This window comes from Methylophilus sp. OH31 (assembly GCF_000576615.1).
Classification (GTDB): Bacteria; Pseudomonadota; Gammaproteobacteria; order Burkholderiales; family Methylophilaceae; genus Methylophilus.
On record NZ_BAUS01000001.1, the window covers coordinates 274,167 to 291,151 of the forward strand.

A 16,985-nucleotide genomic window follows, 5' to 3' on the forward strand; every position below is an offset into this window, starting at 1 on the left:
AAAACACCACGCGCAAAACAAACTGTGTGCTGAATCAGACGCCCAACACTAAAAGACGGGCATTCGCCGTTAACAGGTGTATTTATGATTGCGGCGGCTGTTAAAGCCCTGTATAACCACTCTCAAGAGTGGGGTATTTTTTTACATAATAATTATTAAATTAACAATGAAGCATTACACGCTATTCAAGAAAATTCTATTACCTTTGGCAGCCTTTGGCCTGCTGATCGGGTTCATTTCATTTGCCTTTATTTTCAACCATCACCTGAATAATATTGAAGCCAAGGCCAACGAAGAAACACAAAAACTCGCCAACCTGTTAGTCACGGCCAGAACACTGGTCAGTGAACATGTGCTTTCCAGCATGGCTTTGCTGAAACAATATGCCTCGGTTGAAGGTCCGCCCAATATTCATGGCGTCACCGACATGCTGGGCACGCAGGTACCCAACCTGCGCTTTGGCGATAGCCCGCAAACCGGCAGGACCATTATGGTCGACTCTGTCACCCGCATTGGCAGCGGCACTGCCACTATTTTTGTCAAACGTGGCCAGCAGTTTTTGCGGATTGCCACCAATGTGAAAAAAGCCGATGGCAGCAACGCCTTTGGCACCGAGCTGAACCCGTATGGCAAGGTCATTGAAAAACTGCAGAAAAATGAAACATTCTATGGCGTGGTTGATATTCTGGGCGAAGCCTATCTTTCACGTTACGAGCCCATGCATGACAACCAGAATCGTTTGATTGGTGCCTGGTATGTCGGTTATAAACTGGACTTCAATGCCATTGATCAGGCGATCCGCCAATGGGGATTTTTAGAAAAAGGCTTCGTCGCCATCACCGATGGCCACGGCAAGATTCGCTTTCTTACCGGCGGCATCAGCAAACAGCAAGCGCTAGAGGCGATGGAAGACAGCCAGCACCGCTGGAAAAGAGTCAGCAAAGAAGTGCCTGAATGGGACTTCCAGATCAATATCCTGTACCCCGTTAACGAAGCTTACTGGTCTGCGCTGGGCGCGCTTTCACCTGTCATGATTATCGCCTTGATTCTGACCCTGGTGGTGTTAATGGCTGTGATCAGCGGCTTGCAGCGCTTTGTGTTGAACCCCTTGGGCGGGGAGCCGGAAACCGCAAAACTGCTGCTAATGCGCATTGAAAGCGGCGATTTCGCCGAAGACCATATTGCAGCCACACCAGATACCTTGATCGCCAACATGGTCAAAATGCGGCGCCGCTTACGTGAAATGGTGAGCCAGATACAGGCCAGCGCCAACCGGCTCAAAGTCTCTGCGAGCGTGTTTGACCATGCACATGACGCTATTTTTATTACCGACGAACGTGGCCTGATTGTGCAATGCAACCCCTCGTTTAGCGTGGTCACCGGCTATGCGCAGGCCGAAGCGATTGGGCAGTCGCCTGCCGCCTTAGGTATTGCCTGCCTGCAGCCAGACTTCTTTCAAGACCTGTATGAAGGTGCACAGGCGTTTCAAGAGTGGCAAGGCGAAGTGTGGAACCGCCATCATCAAGGCCACGATTACCTGGTTGAGCTGGAACTGTCGCCGGTGATGAACCAGGCGGGCGAATTCCAGCATTATGTCGGTTTATTCTCGGATATCACCCGCGCCAAAGAACAGCAAAACATGCTGGAACACCTGGCTTACCATGATGTATTAACGCAGTTGCCCAACCGCGTGCTGTTTTCCAGCCGTTTGCAGCAAGCCTTGCTGGAAGCCGAACGCCAGCAGTCACTGGTCGCGATCTGTTACATAGACCTGGATGATTTTAAAATTGTGAATGACCAGTATGGTCACGAGTTTGGTGACAAATTACTGATGCAACTGGCCAGCCGGCTGACCAACATTCTTAAACCGCAAGATACGCTGGCGCGCCTGGGCGGCGATGAATTTGCCATGCTCTTGTGCGGCGGCCGTACACAAACCGAATACACGCGTTTACTCAAAAAACTGCTGGCGGCGATTGAAAAGCCGTTTGCGATTGATAAATTCAAATTCTCGATTTCAGCCAGTATTGGTTACACGCTCTATCCGATTGACCACAACCCGCCCGACACGCTGCTGCGCCATGCGGACCATGCCATGTACCATGCAAAAACGCATGGCGGGCACCAGTTCCACCTGTTTGACCTGGCCTCCGCGCAGCAGTCGCAACAACAGCAACTACTGTTGCGAGACTTGCTGAACGGCATTCAAAACAGCCACATCAAACTGGTTTACCAGCCGCAAGTGTGCATGCAATCAGGCAAACTGTTTTGCTTTGAGGCCTTATTGCGCTGGCAACACCCACTGCGTGGCCTGCTTTACCCGAATGACTTCCTCAACGCGGTGGAACATACCAGCCTGATTATTGATATTGGCAACTGGGTGATTGAAGAAAGCCTGCGACAACTGACAGAATGGCAAGAGCATGGCCTGCACACCCAGGTCTCGGTCAATATTGCAGCGCAACATTTGATGCATAAACAATTTAGCGACCACCTTAGCAGCCTGTTTAAAAAGTATCCAAGCATCAAACCGCAGCAGCTGCATATCGAGATCACCGAAAGCGCGGCCATCAGTGACTTCGCCCGCGTCAACCGTGTCATTCAACAGTGCCAATCGCTGGGCGTGGCTTTTTCGATTGATGACTTTGGCTCCGGCTACTCGTCACTGATTTACTTGCGCCGGTTGCCGGTAGATATCATCAAAATCGACCAGTCCTTTATCCACAATATGCTCAGCAACCAGGAGGACCTGGCAGTGATTCGAGGCGTAGTCACACTATGCCGCGAGTTCGGGCGCAAAGTGGTGGCAGAAGGCGTGGAAAAAGCGGAGCAGGCCCAGATCCTGGCGGCATTAGGTTGCGATTATGCACAAGGCTTTGGCATTTCGCGTGGCATGCCGGGCAACAAGGTTATAGAATGGGCAGGCAAGCACGACCCTTACCAATTTAACTGACGTTTATGCACGAACACTACTACCCGCTGCCGGGCGGGCCAGTACTCATTCTGGACACAAAAACGCCTTTTCCGCCATTGCAGCAGGCATTGACCGAGCCCAATGGGCTGATTGCCATTGGCGGCGATTTGACCGCAGAGCGATTGCTAGCGGCCTACCGGCAAGGGATTTTCCCCTGGTTCAGCCCAGGCGAGCCTATCCTCTGGTGGAGTCCTGACCCACGTATGGTGTTGTTTCCCGAGGCACTGAATATCAGCCGTTCCTTACGCAAGGTCATACAACAACAGCCTTTTGATATCCGTTTTAATACTGATTTCAAGCGCGTGATACAAGCATGTGCGGCCACCCCTCGCCCAGGTCAGCCAGGCACCTGGATTACCGACGATATGATCGCCGCCTATCATCAACTACACCTGATGGGGTATGCGCATAGCGTAGAAGCCTGGCAAGATGAGCAGCTCGTGGGTGGCTGCTATGGTGTGAAAATTGGCCGCATGTTTTATGGAGAAAGCATGTTTCATCATGCCAGCAATGCTTCTAAAGTCGCGTTTGCCCATCTAGTGCAATGGTTAAACGCGCAACAAGTCAGTATGATTGATTGTCAGATGCATACACCGCTGCTGGCAAGCTTTGGTGCATATGAGATTCCCCGAGACCGATTTATCGCGCAATTGAACGCGCTGGTGCAATATGACGCTACCTAACGATGCTCCGCTGCAAAAACTGCAGTTTTATGTCACCACGGCTTATCCGTGTGGCTACCTGCCAAAAAAGCTGGCACAAAGCCTGATTGCCACCCCGCAAAATCTGGTCGATGGCACGGTATACAGCGGCCTGATCCAGCAAGGGTTCAGACGCAGCGGTAAATTTGCCTACCGTCCGCACTGCGAACACTGCAACGCCTGCATTTCAGTGCGTTTGCCAGTCAACGCCTTTCAAATCACGCGTAGCCAGCAACGCGCTTTTAAAAAACATGCTGACCTACAAGTAACGATCGTCGAAGCCAGCTACGATGCTGAACATTTCGCGCTTTACCAGGCTTACCAGCAACAACGCCATCACCACGGCCCGGACCATATTGCAGACCTTGAGGACGAGGCCGCGCAGTACCAGCAGTTTTTGTGTCAGAGCAATGTAGAAAGCATTATGGTTGAGTTCCGCGATGCTTATGGCGCCCTCAAAATGGTCAGCGTGATCGACATCGTGATGGATGGCTTGTCTGCGGTCTATACGTTTTACGATGCCATGGATAAAGCCAGCTACGGCACGTATAGCATCCTGTGGCAAATTGCCTGGGCCAAACAGCTGGGCCTGCCCTATTTGTATCTGGGCTACTGGATCGCCGACAGCCAGAAAATGGCCTATAAACAGCAGTTCCAGCCGCAGGAAAAACTGGTGGATGGCGAGTGGATAGCCCGCCCGCAGCCATAATATGAAATATACCCCACAATCGCTCGCCAAGCAGTTTTGTCTGGGGGTGTATGTCAATGCGGTAGATGCCATGCTCTGGCGTGACACCTTCGACTATATAGCCAGACTCAAAGATGACTCTGTGTTTCAAAAAAGTCAGATTGCAACACTGTGGGCGCAATACGGCGGTGACCTGCGTGCCAAAATAAAAGACGACGCCCTGGTGCTAAAAGTACTCAAAAAGGCACTCTCTGGTTACCACGGCGAGGGCTTTACTTTGTACCGTGGAGAAAGCTGGCTTTTATTTGACAACGACCAGATCGGCTTTTGCTGGACCACCTCTGAAGACATTGCAACCACTTATGCCAAAGGCCTTAATGCAGTAGAGTCTGGTGGCGTGCTGCTCAAGTGCTATGCGCCACCGGAGGCCATTCTGGCCATAGAAAACAATGTGTTTATATGTGACCCAACATACTTATTGCGTTTGAGCGCCTTGGCGTTGTTTCCCAAGTTGTAGGCCTACTTGTCCCACTGGCCATAGCCTTTAAACTGGGCGTGCACTTCACGCATCTGCTCTGGCGTTAACAGCGCAGGCTCCCCAAGTTGCAATAAGCGCCAATACTGCTCGCACAAATTCTCTACCTCAACCGCGATAGCCAGCGCCTGCGGCAAGTTTTTACCTAAAGCAATCATGCCATGGTGCGCCAGCAAACAGGCTTTACGCTCTTGTAAGGCGCTCACGGCGACATCAGATAGCGCCTGGGTGCCAAACAAGGCATAAGGCGCGCAGCGGATATCGTCACCGCCCACAGTGGCGATCATATAATGAAACGGCGGCACATCGCGTGCCATGCAGGCAATGGTGGTCGCAAACATGCTATGGCAATGCACCACCGCATTTACCTCCGGCCGTGCCTGCAAAATGTCGCGGTGAAAAAACCACTCACTAGAAGGCTTTTTACCAGCCTCGGCCTGTCCCGTCCAATCCATATACACCATGCTCTGTGTGCTGAGCTGTTCGGCAGGCACGCCTGAAGGTGTAATTAAAAAGCCGTCATCCAGCCGTATGCTGGCATTGCCAGAACTGCCTTTGTTGAGTCCGGCTAGCGCCATCTGCTGGGCAGCCTGTAATAATTGCTGTGCGGGTGGAGGTGTGGTCATTGTTGGAGTCGTCATTTTAAGCTGCCAGTGTATGTAGCTGCGCAGGCGTCAATACGCCGTGCTCAGTAATAATCCCCGTGACCAGCCTGGCGGGCGTCACATCAAATGCAGGATTGAGCGCCGTGCTTTCGTGTGGAATCACGCGTATGCGTTGCACCTGGCCGTCTGCGCCCTGCCCTTGCATATAAGCCACCTCGTCTGCGTCGCGCATTTCAATTTCAATGTCCGCACCTCGCGCCAGTTGCCAATCGATAGTCGGCGTAGGCACGGCTGCATAAAAAGGCACGTTTTGGTCAAAAGCAGCCAGTGCCTTTAAATAAGTACCAATCTTGTTGCACACGTCACCCTCACGTGTCACACGGTCCGCGCCCACAATCACCATATCCACCTGGCCATGCTGCATTAAATGCCCGCCGGCATTATCAGCAATCACCGTATGCGGCACGCCATGTTGCGCCAGTTCCCAGGCAGTTAAACTCGCCCCCTGGTTACGCGGTCGCGTTTCATCTACCCAGACATGCACCTTCAGGCCCGCATCATGTGCCGCATAAATCGGCGCCAGCGCGGTGCCACCATCCACAGTGGCCAGCCAGCCAGCATTGCAATGGGTGAGAATATTCACGACCTGTTGCGGATTGACTGTGCTCTTGGCGGCAATAAGCGCCTTGCCATGCTGGCCCAGTGCCAGGTTTTGTGCCACATCTTCATCGGCAATCGCTTGCGCCAGCTGCCAGGCCGCCATCGCGCGGGCAGACTCAGATAAGGCCAGCAAGGCTTGCTGCATGCGTTGCGCCGCCCACGCCAGATTCACTGCCGTTGGCCGGGTAGCACACAATTGCGTGACCACATCCTGCACCTGCGCATCACTGGCGGTTTGCTGAACGCCCAGCGCGACGCCGTAAGCAGCGGCAGCACCAATCAAAGGTGCACCCCGCACTTGCATACTGCGAATGGCATGACACATTTGCGCCAGGGTCGTCACATTCACCGTCACAAACTCAAATGGTAAGCGGGTCTGATCAATCAGGCAGACGGCACCACTTTGTTGCCAGATGGTACGAAAATGTTGTTGTTTGATACGCATAAAAAGGAATCTGCTGACGAGTAGTCATTAATTGTAAAAGTTGTAAAAGGCCTTGCTTTTCCTGTAGGACAAACACCGTATTTTTCCATCCACAAAATCTGTGGATAACTTTGTGGATTGCTGTGTCTTAATTCCGTAACTTACCAATTTAAAAGGACTTTTTCCAAAAGTTCATTTTTTAATCTATTTTTTTATTCAATAAAATCAATAACTTACGATGCATCACTATAATTGAAACACTTTCGACACATTCTTAATGTGTCACTTTAAGTCATGTGCATAAATGGGCTAATTTCGGTAAAACTTGCGTAGAATTTTTGCCTATCATTTCAATGAGTTGCGAAGTTTCCAAGCCACGAATTAGGCACAATTCCTCCGCTATTCTTTTTAATTGAACAGGGCTGTTTCGTCCCTGGTGACCGATCCAAACCGGGGGAATATCGGGGGCATCCGTCTCCAAAACCAGCAGCTCCAGTGGCAATTCGGCAGCCAGTTGCCGGATTTTTAATGCGCGCGGCCAAGTCATGGCGCCACCAAAGCCTAACTTGAATCCTAACTGTCCAAAAATCGCCGCTTGCTGCATGCTGCCGTTAAACGCATGGGCAATGCCGCCATGTACGCGATGCTTGCGCAGGTATTTGAGTATGCTATCTATCGCGCTACGCACATGCAGGATGACGGGTAACTCAAATTGTTTGGCAATCTGTAGCTGTCCTTCAAACAAAGCAATCTGCTTGGCCTCATTGTCTCGCGTTAGGTAAAAATCAAGGCCGATCTCGCCAATCGCCAGTAATTGATGCGCCTGCGGCCCGGCCAGTACCGTCGCCACGATCTCCTGCAATTGCTGCAAGGCGTCATCCGGCGCTTGCGCCACATACATGGGATGCCAGCCCAGCGCAAAGCCAGCCTGCGGGTGTTGTGCGCACCACTGCATGATCGGCTGAAACGTTGCCTGCGTGACGGCGGGAATCACCACCGCACGCACGCCTTGTGCTTGTGCCTCTTGCCACACTTGGTCGCGATCCGCATCGAACTCGCTGGCATCAAGATGACAATGGGTGTCTATCAACATAAAAGATTAAGGCTGCAGTTTGGCCTGGATACGCAGATCCTGGCCAAACTGGCGCACATCGAGAATCTGCAAATCCCGCACCGCGGACATCTGCGTGAGCTCAGGCAAGGCAAACATGCCACGGGCAGTATGACCCATCAACTTAGGCGCGTAATACAGCAATAATTCATCCACCAGGCCGCTTTGCAAAAACGCACCACTCAAGGTTGCCCCGGCCTCAATCAACACCTCATTGCACGGCAATGCCGTCAAAGCCTGCATCAACACCGCAAGATCAACCTGACCTTGCGCATTCGGCGCCTGCAAGGTGCGAACGCCCATCACCTGCAACATTTCCATTTTGGCCGCATCACCTTGTGCATAAGCCACCAGCGCATTGCCGTCCTGCAACACCTTGGCATCAATCGGGATCCGTAACTGGCTATCGACAATGACGCGCAAAGGTTGCCTTGGGGTTTTGACCTCGCGCACAGTCAAGGAGGAATCGTCTTTTAAAATGCTGGCAATACCGGTGATAATGGCGCAACTTTGCGCGCGCCAATGATGCACGTCGCGGCGGGCAGCAGGCGAAGTAATCCATTGGCTGTCGCCATTGGCCAGTGCGGTCCGGCCGTCCAGGCTGGCCGCCACCTTGAGACGAACATAAGGCCGTTGCTGGGTCATGCGCAGGATAAAGCCGGGATTGAGTGCGAGCGCTTGCGCTTCGCACACCCCAACAGTCACCGCAATCCCTTGCGCCTGCAAGCGGGCAATGCCATTGCCTGCCACTAGCGGATTAGGATCCTGCATCGCCACCACCACCCGACTGACGCCAGCATTGACCAGCGCATCGGCACAAGGCGGCGTACGACCAAAGTGACTGCACGGCTCCAGCGTCACATAGGCCGTCGCGCCACGCGCCTGCTCACCAGCCGCGCGCAAGGCATGTACTTCGGCATGCGGCTCACCCGCTTTGAGATGCGCCCCCTCACCGACCACCTGGCCGTTGTTGACGATCACGCAGCCTACACGCGGATTAGGGGTCGTTGTATATAATCCGCGCGCAGCCAGCCGCAGCGCACGCGTCATCCATTCAATATCTTGTGAGGTCACTTGCATAGACTGCCATGATACAAAAAATCCCGTGCTTGCGGTTTTTTTGTACATAAGCCTCCTTTCCAGCACGGGATATCACGCCCAAGTGCGAACTGCCGAATACAGTGGTATTTGCCAGTTTTTTTAAGGTTAGCCCGCGCGCGTAAGGGCGCTACACTGAGCTATGATTTATATCGCCGATCCCAATCCATGGCTGGCCCTGTATGCACAACCACTGCATACACGCCTGACCCCGCCCACCGCAGACTTGCAGGACTTTCTGTCAGAGTATGGCCTGACGCACGGATTACCAGAGACTGTGCGCCTGGACGCAAGCATAGACTGGCAGGATACCCTCGCGCAGGCACTGGCGCCGCTCCCTGAGAGCCTGCTGGATACGCTGGGTAAATCCATAATGGGTATTTTCTTTGCAACAGGCCTGGATGCCTCCGGTTTTACTGATATGGTCGCACTGGGGGATGGCAGTACCAATATCGGCTTTGTGATTGTGCTCGACAGCCAGGCATTTAGCCAACCATCGGCCAACGCCTGGGCCAGCTGGAAAGAAAATTCAGCGTTCATTGCAGACCCGCAGGTGCAAATCAGCGTAGAAATCGCAACGCCGGAAAACGACCATCGCATACAGGCACTGCGTTTTCTGCTATTGCATGAATTCGGCCACATATTGGCCACCATGACCGACCTCTGTCCTCAGGACTGGTCATTCTCATTACCTAAGCTGGCGGGCCACTTTAGCAAACTGAGCTGGCAAACCAGTGGTAGCAAGGCGATCCGGCCAGAACAGAACTTCCCTCATCGTGAGAAGATCAGCTTCTATTGCCAGCCGACCCTACATGCCAGCCAGGCATTAGACTTGTACCGTGACCTGGCGAGAACATCGTTTCCCACCTTATACGCCAGCATGGATGTACAAGAAGACTTTGCCGAGTGCTTCGCCACCTATGTGCATACAGAATTACTGGGACAGCCTTACCACATGCAGGTGACGATAGACGGCAAACAGGCCTATCACAGTGATGACTTCTGGGCATCGGCCCGTGCCAGCGAAAAAAAGCGTTATATGCGCAATCTGCTTGAAGCATTAGCCCACAATAACGCCAGCCATACTTTCCAGGGGCTGGCACCTTTTCTGCGCATGAGCCTGAGCGGTGCAGATTTACGGTCGCATGCGCAATCACTATTGGTGCAGGCCAATCAGGACCAGGAAAATGCCATTCTGTGGATGAACCTGGCCACCGGCTTTTTATGCCTGAAAATGCGTGACATGGGCCTGGCGATCCAGGAACAGGCTTTGTCCTTGCAACGGCTCTATCGCCGCCCGGCAAACTGTCAGCCGCCACGCTTCCGCCTGCTCATGATCATGACCCCAGGCGATTTATCTGAAAACACACCGATTGATTGCCTGCTCGAAAACAGCCCGGTAGAACTCCTGTATTACTACGCATCCGTCGAGCAACCTTTGCCATCCCCCATGCCTGAACACGATGCGGTAATGGTTGCACTCTCAGATAGCCAGACGAACCGTGCCTTGCTGCTGGCGGTACAAGCCAGCCTGCTTGCTCATGCACAGCCAGTGATTAATCCGCCACACCTGCTGCCCAACGTCAACCGTGACCAGTTAAGTGAACTGCTACAAGGCATCTCCGGCCTGGATATGCCACGCACGCACCGATTGACCCGTAGCCAGGTCGTTACGCGTTTAAGCATGCAACGTCCCGCAGAGGCAACCGACCACGATGTGCTGCCCAGCTTGCCCTTGATTATTCGCCCGGTCGGCTCACAAGCCGGTAACGACCTGGCGAGAATTGCACAGGCAGCCGAGCTGGCGGATTATTTAAAACAGGTGCAAAGCACGGCGTTTTTTGTATCGCGCTTTGTCGATTACAGCAGCCAGGATGGCCAGTTCCGCAAATACCGCGTTGCCATGCTGCGCGGCCAGCCGTTTATCTGCCATATGGCAATCTCCAGCGACTGGATGGTGCATTACGTGAATGCAGGCATGTATGACTCTGCCGACAAACGTGCCGAAGAAGGCGCGTTTATGCAGAACTTTGCCAGCTTTGCTGCCCGCCACCAGTCAGCACTGGCCGCAATTTACCAGCGCCTGCAACTCGACTATCTGTGTATCGATTGCGCAGAAACCAAAGACGGCAAATTGCTGGTATTCGAGATTGACCACATCATGGCAGTCCATGCCATGGACTCCGCCAGCCTGTTCCCGTTTAAAGCGGGGCAAATCGCCAAGCTACAACAGGCCTTTGAGCAATATTTATATGCATTACAGCCGCAACCTTTACTGGAGAGCGCATGATGAAACTGAGTGCCAATCAACTGAATTTTTCTGGCGGCCCGGGGGCGTTACCCGAGAGCGTATTGCAACAACTGCATACTGCCATGCTCTGTGTACCAGAAGTCGGCCTGTCGATTCTGGGTATCAGCCACCGCTCTGAATGGTTTGCGCAAGTGGTGCATGAGTTGGAAGATAATATGCGCCAACTCATGGGCTTGCCAGCATCCACACGCGTACTGATGATGCAAGGCGGTGCCACGCAGCAATTCTCCATGTTGCCAATGAATTTGCTGCGCAATGGGCAATCTGCCGATTATATTCACAGCGGTTACTGGAGCGGCAAGGCCATTCATGAGGCGGAGAAATCCGGCCAGTTACAACTGGCCTGGAGTGGTAAAGCGGACCAGTTTAGCCGCCTGCCCAGCGATGCCGAATTACAGTTATCTAAAGACGCTGCGTATTTTCACTACATTTCCAACGAAACGGTAGAGGGCCTGCAATTTCATCGCGTGCCTGGCCGTGACGATGTGCCTCGCATCTGTGATATGTCCTCAGACCTGTTATCGACACCTGGGGACTTTAACCGCTACGCCATGATCTACGCCCATGCACAGAAAAACATCGGCCCGGCCGGGGTCACCATGGTGATTTTGCGGGATGACTTTATGAATAGCCTGCCAGATGACCTGCCTGGCTTTATCAACTATCACGCGCAAGCCGATGCGCACTCGATCTACAACACGCCCCCCGTGTTTGCGATTTATAGCGTCTTGCTGGTCACGCGCTGGTTACGGGACGAAATCGGTGGCTTGCCCAACATCGCCAAACGCAACCAGCAAAAAGCGGACTGTTTGTATCAAGTGTTGGATGACCACGCCGACTTTTACCGCGGTCGTGCCGCCGTTGCAGACCGCTCGAAGATGAATGTGGTGTTTAACTTACCCAACGCAGAGATTGAGCAAGCCTTTTTACAGGCCGCACAACTGGCAGGCTTTTCAGGGTTGAATGGCCATCGTAGTATAGGCGGCATCCGTGCATCAATTTATAACGGCCTGGAGATGGCCGCCGCTGAACAGCTGGCTGACTTTATGCAGACATTCCGTAAGCGTTATAAAGCGACAACACAAACTACAGTCCTGTCGCCTGCTTACGCTTAACAGAGCGGACGTTTAGTGGGAAGAAATCTGGCTATGGGTTAAGCGCCCATCCTGGTCAAAATAAATGCGCAAGGCATGGTAAACATGCATGCACTTACCAAGGTCGTACTCCAGCGCATTGGCATCTTCTAAACTGGGACGACCCAGCAAGGCCATCACCGCTTCTTTTTTGGCGCCACGAATGAGGATATGGTTTTTCAGGTCGTAGGCCATGTCACCACGTCTACACTCTTTTTGTACTGTGTTGGCCAGCTCCATCCAGCGCGTCTGGTCAAACTTGTCGCTGCCAAACACCGCCTGGTCTTTAAATGCCCACCAGGTAAAAAACACAATGGTGAGAATGACCGTAAATACCGCTAACGCAATTGCAGACAACTTGATCAGTTTCATACGCCCCCGCCTTCAAATGCAAACAACATATGAGAAACGAGCGCGCCGGATGAAGTGTCATTCATCCGCTTAGCCGCTTCTGTTAATTATCCAGGTCACGGATGGCGTTATGGAAATCATCCACATCCGAAAAGCTTCTATACACAGAAGCAAAACGGATATACGCCACCTGATCCATTTGTTTCAACTCTTGCATCACGGTTTCGCCCAGCAGGCGCGCAGGCACTTCACGCACGCCTAAACCAAGCACTTTTTGAATAATGCGGTCCAGCGCCTTATCGACATACTCAGTCGGCACCGGACGCTTGTGTAACGCACGTGTGAAAGACACGCGCAGTTTTTCACGCTTGAACTCTTCGCGGTTACCATTTTGCTTCACCACCTGCGGCAGATGCAACTCGGCCGTTTCATAGGTCGTAAAACGCTTATCGCAAGCCTGGCAGCGACGACGCCTGCGGATAGAATTTCCCTCCTCATTGAGTCGGGAATCCACCACCTGCGTATCGTCAGCACCGCAAAAAGGACATTTCATGGCTAAAAATGGCCGTAAAGATTATTTGCCGTAGACCGGGAATTTGTCGGCCAAAGCATGTACTTTGGCTTTGACTGCTGCAATCACTTCTGCATTTTCCGGATTATCCAGTACGTCAGCGATCAGGTTGGCCACTTGCTCGGCTTCAGCCTCTTTAAAGCCACGGGTGGTAATCGCTGGCGAACCGATACGGATACCGGAGGTCACGAATGGGCTCTCAGGATCGTTAGGAATCGCATTTTTGTTCACGGTAATGTGCGCCTGGCCCAGGAAGGCGTCAGCGGCTTTACCGGTCAAGCCTTTAGGACGCAGGTCTACCAGGAACACGTGTGACTCAGTCCGGCCAGAAATAATGCGCAAGCCGCGTGCCGCCAGGGTTTTAGCCATGGCACTGGCGTTTTTCAACACTTGCTCCTGATACACCTTGAACTCCGGTTGTGCGGCTTCCAGGAAAGCGGTCGCTTTACCAGCGATGACATGCATCAACGGACCACCTTGCAAGCTTGGGAATACGTTGGAGTTAATTGATTTTTCAAACTCGGCCTTGGCCATGATGATGCCGCCACGTGGACCACGCAATGTTTTGTGCGTTGTAGAAGTCACGAAATCAGCATGCGGCACCGGGTTCGGGTACACACCGGCCGCGATCAGGCCAGAGTAATGCGCCATATCGACCATGAAATAAGCACCGACTTTTTTAGCGATTTCGGCCATGCGTGCCCAGTCAAAACGCAGGGCGTAAGCAGAGGCACCGCCAATCAGCAGTTTTGGTTTGCACTCAATGGCAATGCGCTCCATCTCGTCGTAGTCAATTTCTTCTTTATCGTTCAAGCCATAAGGCACGATGTTGAACAATTTACCGGACAAGTTGGCTGGTGAACCGTGGGTCAGGTGGCCACCGTGGCCCAGATTCATCCCCATCACGGTATCGCCTGGTTTCAGGATGGAGAAATACACCGCCTGATTGGCCTGTGAACCGGAGTGCGGTTGCACGTTAGCATACTCAGCGCCGTACAGTGCTTTCAGGCGGTCAATCGCCAATTGTTCCACTTGATCAACAAACTCACAGCCACCGTAAAAACGCTTGCCCGGATAACCTTCCGCATACTTGTTAGTCAGTTGCGAGCCCTGCGCTTCCATCACGGCCGGGCTGGTGTAATTCTCTGAGGCAATCAGCTCAATATGCTGATGTTGACGTTCGACTTCGGAAGAAATCATTGTGGCTAATGCCGGGTCTGCAACGCTTAAGTTTCTTGAAAAGCTAAACATGACGATCAAGTTTCCGTATCAATAACAATAAAGCGTAATTTTACCATGAGGCGACCATGGCATGCACCTTTAGCGTCAGACTCGCCAAGTCGGCCTGTTTTTCTGGGCTGATACGTGTGTTAGATGTGCATAGGGCCAATGCAAGAAGGCAACTGGTATTTATGTCAGGGATGGATGCGCCAGCATTGCACGCACTGCACCAAATCAGTGCACACAATCAAACAGTTGCTGATCGTGCAGCAGGCAATAAAATCCTAAAATGAGACTATCTTATTGATTTAAATGTAATTATCAAACCTGGCACAGCTTATGCTTAGTAGTAACCGTAAGCGTATATCTCCAAAATCGCTCCCTAAACCCAACTTCGGTTGGGTTCTTTTTTTGTGGTCGCCCGCAACCGCCCATTAATGCTTGCGTGCTTTAAGTTGTTGCAGCGTCTGCTCGCAACCTGCATCAGTCACTTCCGGCGTACTGCCCGGGTCAAGAAAAGGCAGAATCGCCGCAAATGGATTGATCAGCGCCAATAGCACACCTCCCGCAACGCGTGCAGCAATCGGCCCGGGACTGAGTGATACTTTCGGGTCGACAAACGGCCCGGTGACGAGGATAGGGGAACGCACCGTCAACGGTGAGAAGTTTTTCGGGCTGGCTTGCAACTTGAGGTTGAGTTGTTCCTGGCCCAGATTAATATCGCCAAGAATGTTCACGGTGGTCACCGGTGTATCTATGATGGCGGCTTCTGGCGTTAGCACGCCCTGCTTGGCATGCCACCCCATGGCCGCACATTGCATGGGTAAGGGTTGATCACCCTTGATCAGCACGCCCACGGCTTGCGCAATATCCAGGCCGGCAGCCTCCACCACTAGGTGTGAGATTTCACCCTGGCGCACCATTAGCGCCAGCTGACCATCCAGCGATTTAAGTAACGCGGCCGTAGAACGGCCACGGCCTTGCAACTTGGCTTTGCCGTTTAACTTACCCGAGATATAGGCTGGTGACGGACTCGACGACTGTTTGGCTGACGGCACTTGCTTACCTGGCGCCTTGTTATCGGCAGGCGTCACTTTTAGCCATTGCTCCAGACGGATATCACGCACAGCCAACTGTATATCCCATTCAGGCGCAGGCGGTGGCGATAAATCGGCATTGCTGGAATCATGTGCATCGATACTCAGTGCACCTGTCAGTGTGCCTTGTGCGGTACTGGCCTCCAGTTCAGCCAGGCTTAATTTGTGTTTAATCAAGGTCAAACGCAATTTCAAAGGTGAAATCCGTTGCTTAAATGCATGACCTAAATCAACCGCATCCAGATGCACATCAATATCTGCATTCATCCGCCCGTAAGTCGTAAAATCCAGTGACTCATCCGGGAACAGCTTGCCGGGATGCGCGTTGGCGGCCGGATTATCTTGTGTCGCCCCAAATGCGGGGGCCAAATCGGCCAGCATGAGTAGCGAGCCTTGCAACTTGCCACGCAGCATGGGCGTTTCAGGCGCAAAGTCATAGACAAACTGCCCGGATAAACGGCTATGCCCAATATGTGCCGAGGGAATATTCACCTGCCATTGGTCTATGCCTTTTTCAATATCGGCACTGACTTTAAAAGAAGCGGTCCGTGGAAACGTCAGGTCAAGCAAATCGCCTACGTCAGCCAACGACGCGCCTTTGACTTCAACGTTGCCTTTCACGCGTTGCGTACCGAACAAGTCATACACCGCGCCACGAAATTGTGCGTTAACCGCGCCATATTTCAACCAGCCTTGAGAATTAATAGGTGGAGACTTACTCCCCTGGGTCGCCACTGGCAAAAAACCTTGTGTCACCAGCTCCCCCTGTATGGGCAGCTTGCGAAATTGGCCATTCACTTTAACCCGGGATTCCGGCGTGGCCAGATGCTCGCCCTCCTCGGTAAAAAATGTCACGGCCAGTTGTGCATTAGTCACGGCATCGGCGACTTTTGCCTGGCCCTGATTCACCGCCAGTTGCTCAATCAGTGGAAAAGGCCGTGGCGGGCCGCTGTCATCCAGCTCAAACTCCCAACTCGCATGCCTGTCTGCACGGCGAAGCAGATAGGCATTCAGTTGATCCGCACGAATGGCTTCAATACGGTAAGGATCGGTTTCCTTGAGCGACCATAAATCACGATACCGCAACGCCAGGTCCAGCCCGTGTGCATCGACAAAGTAAGGCGCATCAAAGCCTTCTGGCGCCGCGAGCTTTAAGCCGCCCACTTGCAGGCGGATGCCGCCCAGTAATTGCAAGCGAAACGGGCGCTCAATCTCGACAGATCGGTGCAACTTATCTTGCAGCAATTGTTGTAACGGTTGACGCAAAAACGGCCAGCCGGCGACTTCACACACGATTACGGCCAACACCAGCGCAAGCAAGCTTCCAATTAGCCACCTGATGATAGGTGCAGATTTTTTTGTTGTTATCTCGGTTTCATTCATAGCTTGTTATGATGACAATGATAGGCTGGACTGGCTAGTCCTGCATGGCTGACACGCGTGTAGGCCGATTCTGTCAAACCGGATGCAAGCTGTCAGTTATAATGAGGGTAAAGATATCCTCA

General features: G+C 52.6%; 14 protein-coding genes. 6 read left to right on the top strand and 8 right to left on the bottom strand.

The features are described from left to right. Positions 1-166 precede the first annotated feature (166 nt). Genes OH31_RS01160 through OH31_RS01175 form a run of 4 tightly spaced genes read left to right on the top strand, consistent with a single transcriptional unit; the run spans position 167 to position 4,880 of the window. Positions 167-2,953 (top strand): EAL domain-containing protein, encoded by a 2,787-nt coding sequence (locus OH31_RS01160; RefSeq protein ID WP_024929294.1) that lies wholly within the window; start codon positions 167-169, stop codon positions 2,951-2,953. A gap of 5 nt (positions 2,954-2,958) precedes the next feature. Continuing rightward, positions 2,959-3,657: a leucyl/phenylalanyl-tRNA--protein transferase gene (gene aat / locus OH31_RS01165; RefSeq protein WP_024929295.1), complete on the top strand. Its 699-nt coding sequence runs from the start codon at positions 2,959-2,961 to the stop codon at positions 3,655-3,657. Then, positions 3,644-4,384, top strand: coding sequence for an arginyltransferase (locus OH31_RS01170; RefSeq protein WP_024929296.1), 741 nt, complete (start codon positions 3,644-3,646; stop codon positions 4,382-4,384). Before aat ends, OH31_RS01170 begins: the two co-directional genes overlap by 14 nt. 1 nt (position 4,385) lies before the next feature. Beyond that, positions 4,386-4,880, top strand: coding sequence for a hypothetical protein (locus OH31_RS01175; RefSeq protein WP_024929297.1), 495 nt, complete (start codon positions 4,386-4,388; stop codon positions 4,878-4,880). Between the two features lie 2 nt (positions 4,881-4,882). Here OH31_RS01175 and OH31_RS01180 read toward each other — a convergent pair whose 3' ends face one another. The 4 genes from OH31_RS01180 to ribD all read right to left on the bottom strand — a co-directional run bounded on the left by OH31_RS01180 (position 4,883) and on the right by ribD (position 8,778). Beyond that, the gene (locus OH31_RS01180) at positions 4,883-5,524 is read right to left on the bottom strand and encodes a class II aldolase/adducin family protein (RefSeq protein WP_024929298.1); all 642 of its coding nucleotides are present in this window, start codon (positions 5,522-5,524) and stop codon (positions 4,883-4,885) included. Between the two features lie 16 nt (positions 5,525-5,540). Beyond that, the gene (gene mtnA / locus OH31_RS01185; RefSeq protein WP_024929299.1) at positions 5,541-6,608 is read right to left on the bottom strand and encodes an S-methyl-5-thioribose-1-phosphate isomerase; all 1,068 of its coding nucleotides are present in this window, start codon (positions 6,606-6,608) and stop codon (positions 5,541-5,543) included. Positions 6,609-6,879: 271 nt separating this feature from the next. Beyond that, the gene (locus OH31_RS01190; protein WP_024929300.1) at positions 6,880-7,680 is read right to left on the bottom strand and encodes a TatD family hydrolase; all 801 of its coding nucleotides are present in this window, start codon (positions 7,678-7,680) and stop codon (positions 6,880-6,882) included. A 6-nt stretch (positions 7,681-7,686) separates the two neighbouring features. Then, entirely contained in the window at positions 7,687-8,778 is a 1,092-nt protein-coding gene (gene ribD, locus OH31_RS01195; RefSeq protein WP_024929301.1) for a bifunctional diaminohydroxyphosphoribosylaminopyrimidine deaminase/5-amino-6-(5-phosphoribosylamino)uracil reductase RibD, read from the bottom strand. 160 nt (positions 8,779-8,938) lie between these two features. On the opposite strand from ribD, the gene OH31_RS01200 reads away from it, so the two are divergent. Continuing rightward, positions 8,939-11,086: a RimK family alpha-L-glutamate ligase gene (locus tag OH31_RS01200; protein WP_024929302.1), complete on the top strand. Its 2,148-nt coding sequence runs from the start codon at positions 8,939-8,941 to the stop codon at positions 11,084-11,086. Further along, positions 11,083-12,222: a phosphoserine transaminase gene (locus OH31_RS01205; protein ID WP_024929303.1), complete on the top strand. Its 1,140-nt coding sequence runs from the start codon at positions 11,083-11,085 to the stop codon at positions 12,220-12,222. Before OH31_RS01200 ends, OH31_RS01205 begins: the two co-directional genes overlap by 4 nt. 12 nt (positions 12,223-12,234) lie before the next feature. On the opposite strand, the gene OH31_RS01210 is transcribed toward OH31_RS01205, so the two are convergent. The 4 genes from OH31_RS01210 to OH31_RS01230 form a co-directional block, all read right to left on the bottom strand. Further along, positions 12,235-12,612 (bottom strand): hypothetical protein, encoded by a 378-nt coding sequence (locus OH31_RS01210; protein ID WP_024929304.1) that lies wholly within the window; start codon positions 12,610-12,612, stop codon positions 12,235-12,237. Positions 12,613-12,694: 82 nt separating this feature from the next. Beyond that, positions 12,695-13,144 (bottom strand): transcriptional regulator NrdR, encoded by a 450-nt coding sequence (gene nrdR, locus OH31_RS01215; protein ID WP_019882994.1) that lies wholly within the window; start codon positions 13,142-13,144, stop codon positions 12,695-12,697. A 21-nt stretch (positions 13,145-13,165) separates the two neighbouring features. Beyond that, a complete protein-coding gene (glyA, locus tag OH31_RS01220) occupies positions 13,166-14,413 on the bottom strand; it encodes a serine hydroxymethyltransferase (RefSeq protein ID WP_024929305.1) in 1,248 nt (415 codons plus the stop codon). A gap of 404 nt (positions 14,414-14,817) precedes the next feature. After that, positions 14,818-16,863, bottom strand: coding sequence for an AsmA family protein (locus tag OH31_RS01230; protein WP_024929306.1), 2,046 nt, complete (start codon positions 16,861-16,863; stop codon positions 14,818-14,820). Positions 16,864-16,985: the final 122 nt, after the last annotated feature.

Excerpts from the sequence above, each read along its gene's own strand:
- OH31_RS01230 (WP_024929306.1), bottom strand. The coding sequence starts at position 16,863 with ATGAATGAAACCGAGATAACAACAAAAAAATCTGCACCTATCATCAGG.
- glyA (WP_024929305.1), bottom strand. The coding sequence starts at position 14,413 with ATGTTTAGCTTTTCAAGAAACTTAAGCGTTGCAGACCCGGCATTAGCC.
- nrdR (WP_019882994.1), bottom strand. The coding sequence starts at position 13,144 with ATGAAATGTCCTTTTTGCGGTGCTGACGATACGCAGGTGGTGGATTCC.
- OH31_RS01160 (WP_024929294.1), top strand. The coding sequence starts at position 167 with ATGAAGCATTACACGCTATTCAAGAAAATTCTATTACCTTTGGCAGCC.
- OH31_RS01175 (WP_024929297.1), top strand. The coding sequence starts at position 4,386 with ATGAAATATACCCCACAATCGCTCGCCAAGCAGTTTTGTCTGGGGGTG.
- ribD (WP_024929301.1), bottom strand. The coding sequence starts at position 8,778 with ATGCAAGTGACCTCACAAGATATTGAATGGATGACGCGTGCGCTGCGG.
- OH31_RS01190 (WP_024929300.1), bottom strand. The coding sequence starts at position 7,680 with ATGTTGATAGACACCCATTGTCATCTTGATGCCAGCGAGTTCGATGCG.
- aat (WP_024929295.1), top strand. The coding sequence starts at position 2,959 with ATGCACGAACACTACTACCCGCTGCCGGGCGGGCCAGTACTCATTCTG.
- OH31_RS01205 (WP_024929303.1), top strand. The coding sequence starts at position 11,083 with ATGATGAAACTGAGTGCCAATCAACTGAATTTTTCTGGCGGCCCGGGG.
- OH31_RS01210 (WP_024929304.1), bottom strand. The coding sequence starts at position 12,612 with ATGAAACTGATCAAGTTGTCTGCAATTGCGTTAGCGGTATTTACGGTC.
- OH31_RS01180 (WP_024929298.1), bottom strand. The coding sequence starts at position 5,524 with ATGACCACACCTCCACCCGCACAGCAATTATTACAGGCTGCCCAGCAG.
- OH31_RS01200 (WP_024929302.1), top strand. The coding sequence starts at position 8,939 with ATGATTTATATCGCCGATCCCAATCCATGGCTGGCCCTGTATGCACAA.
- mtnA (WP_024929299.1), bottom strand. The coding sequence starts at position 6,608 with ATGCGTATCAAACAACAACATTTTCGTACCATCTGGCAACAAAGTGGT.
- OH31_RS01170 (WP_024929296.1), top strand. The coding sequence starts at position 3,644 with ATGACGCTACCTAACGATGCTCCGCTGCAAAAACTGCAGTTTTATGTC.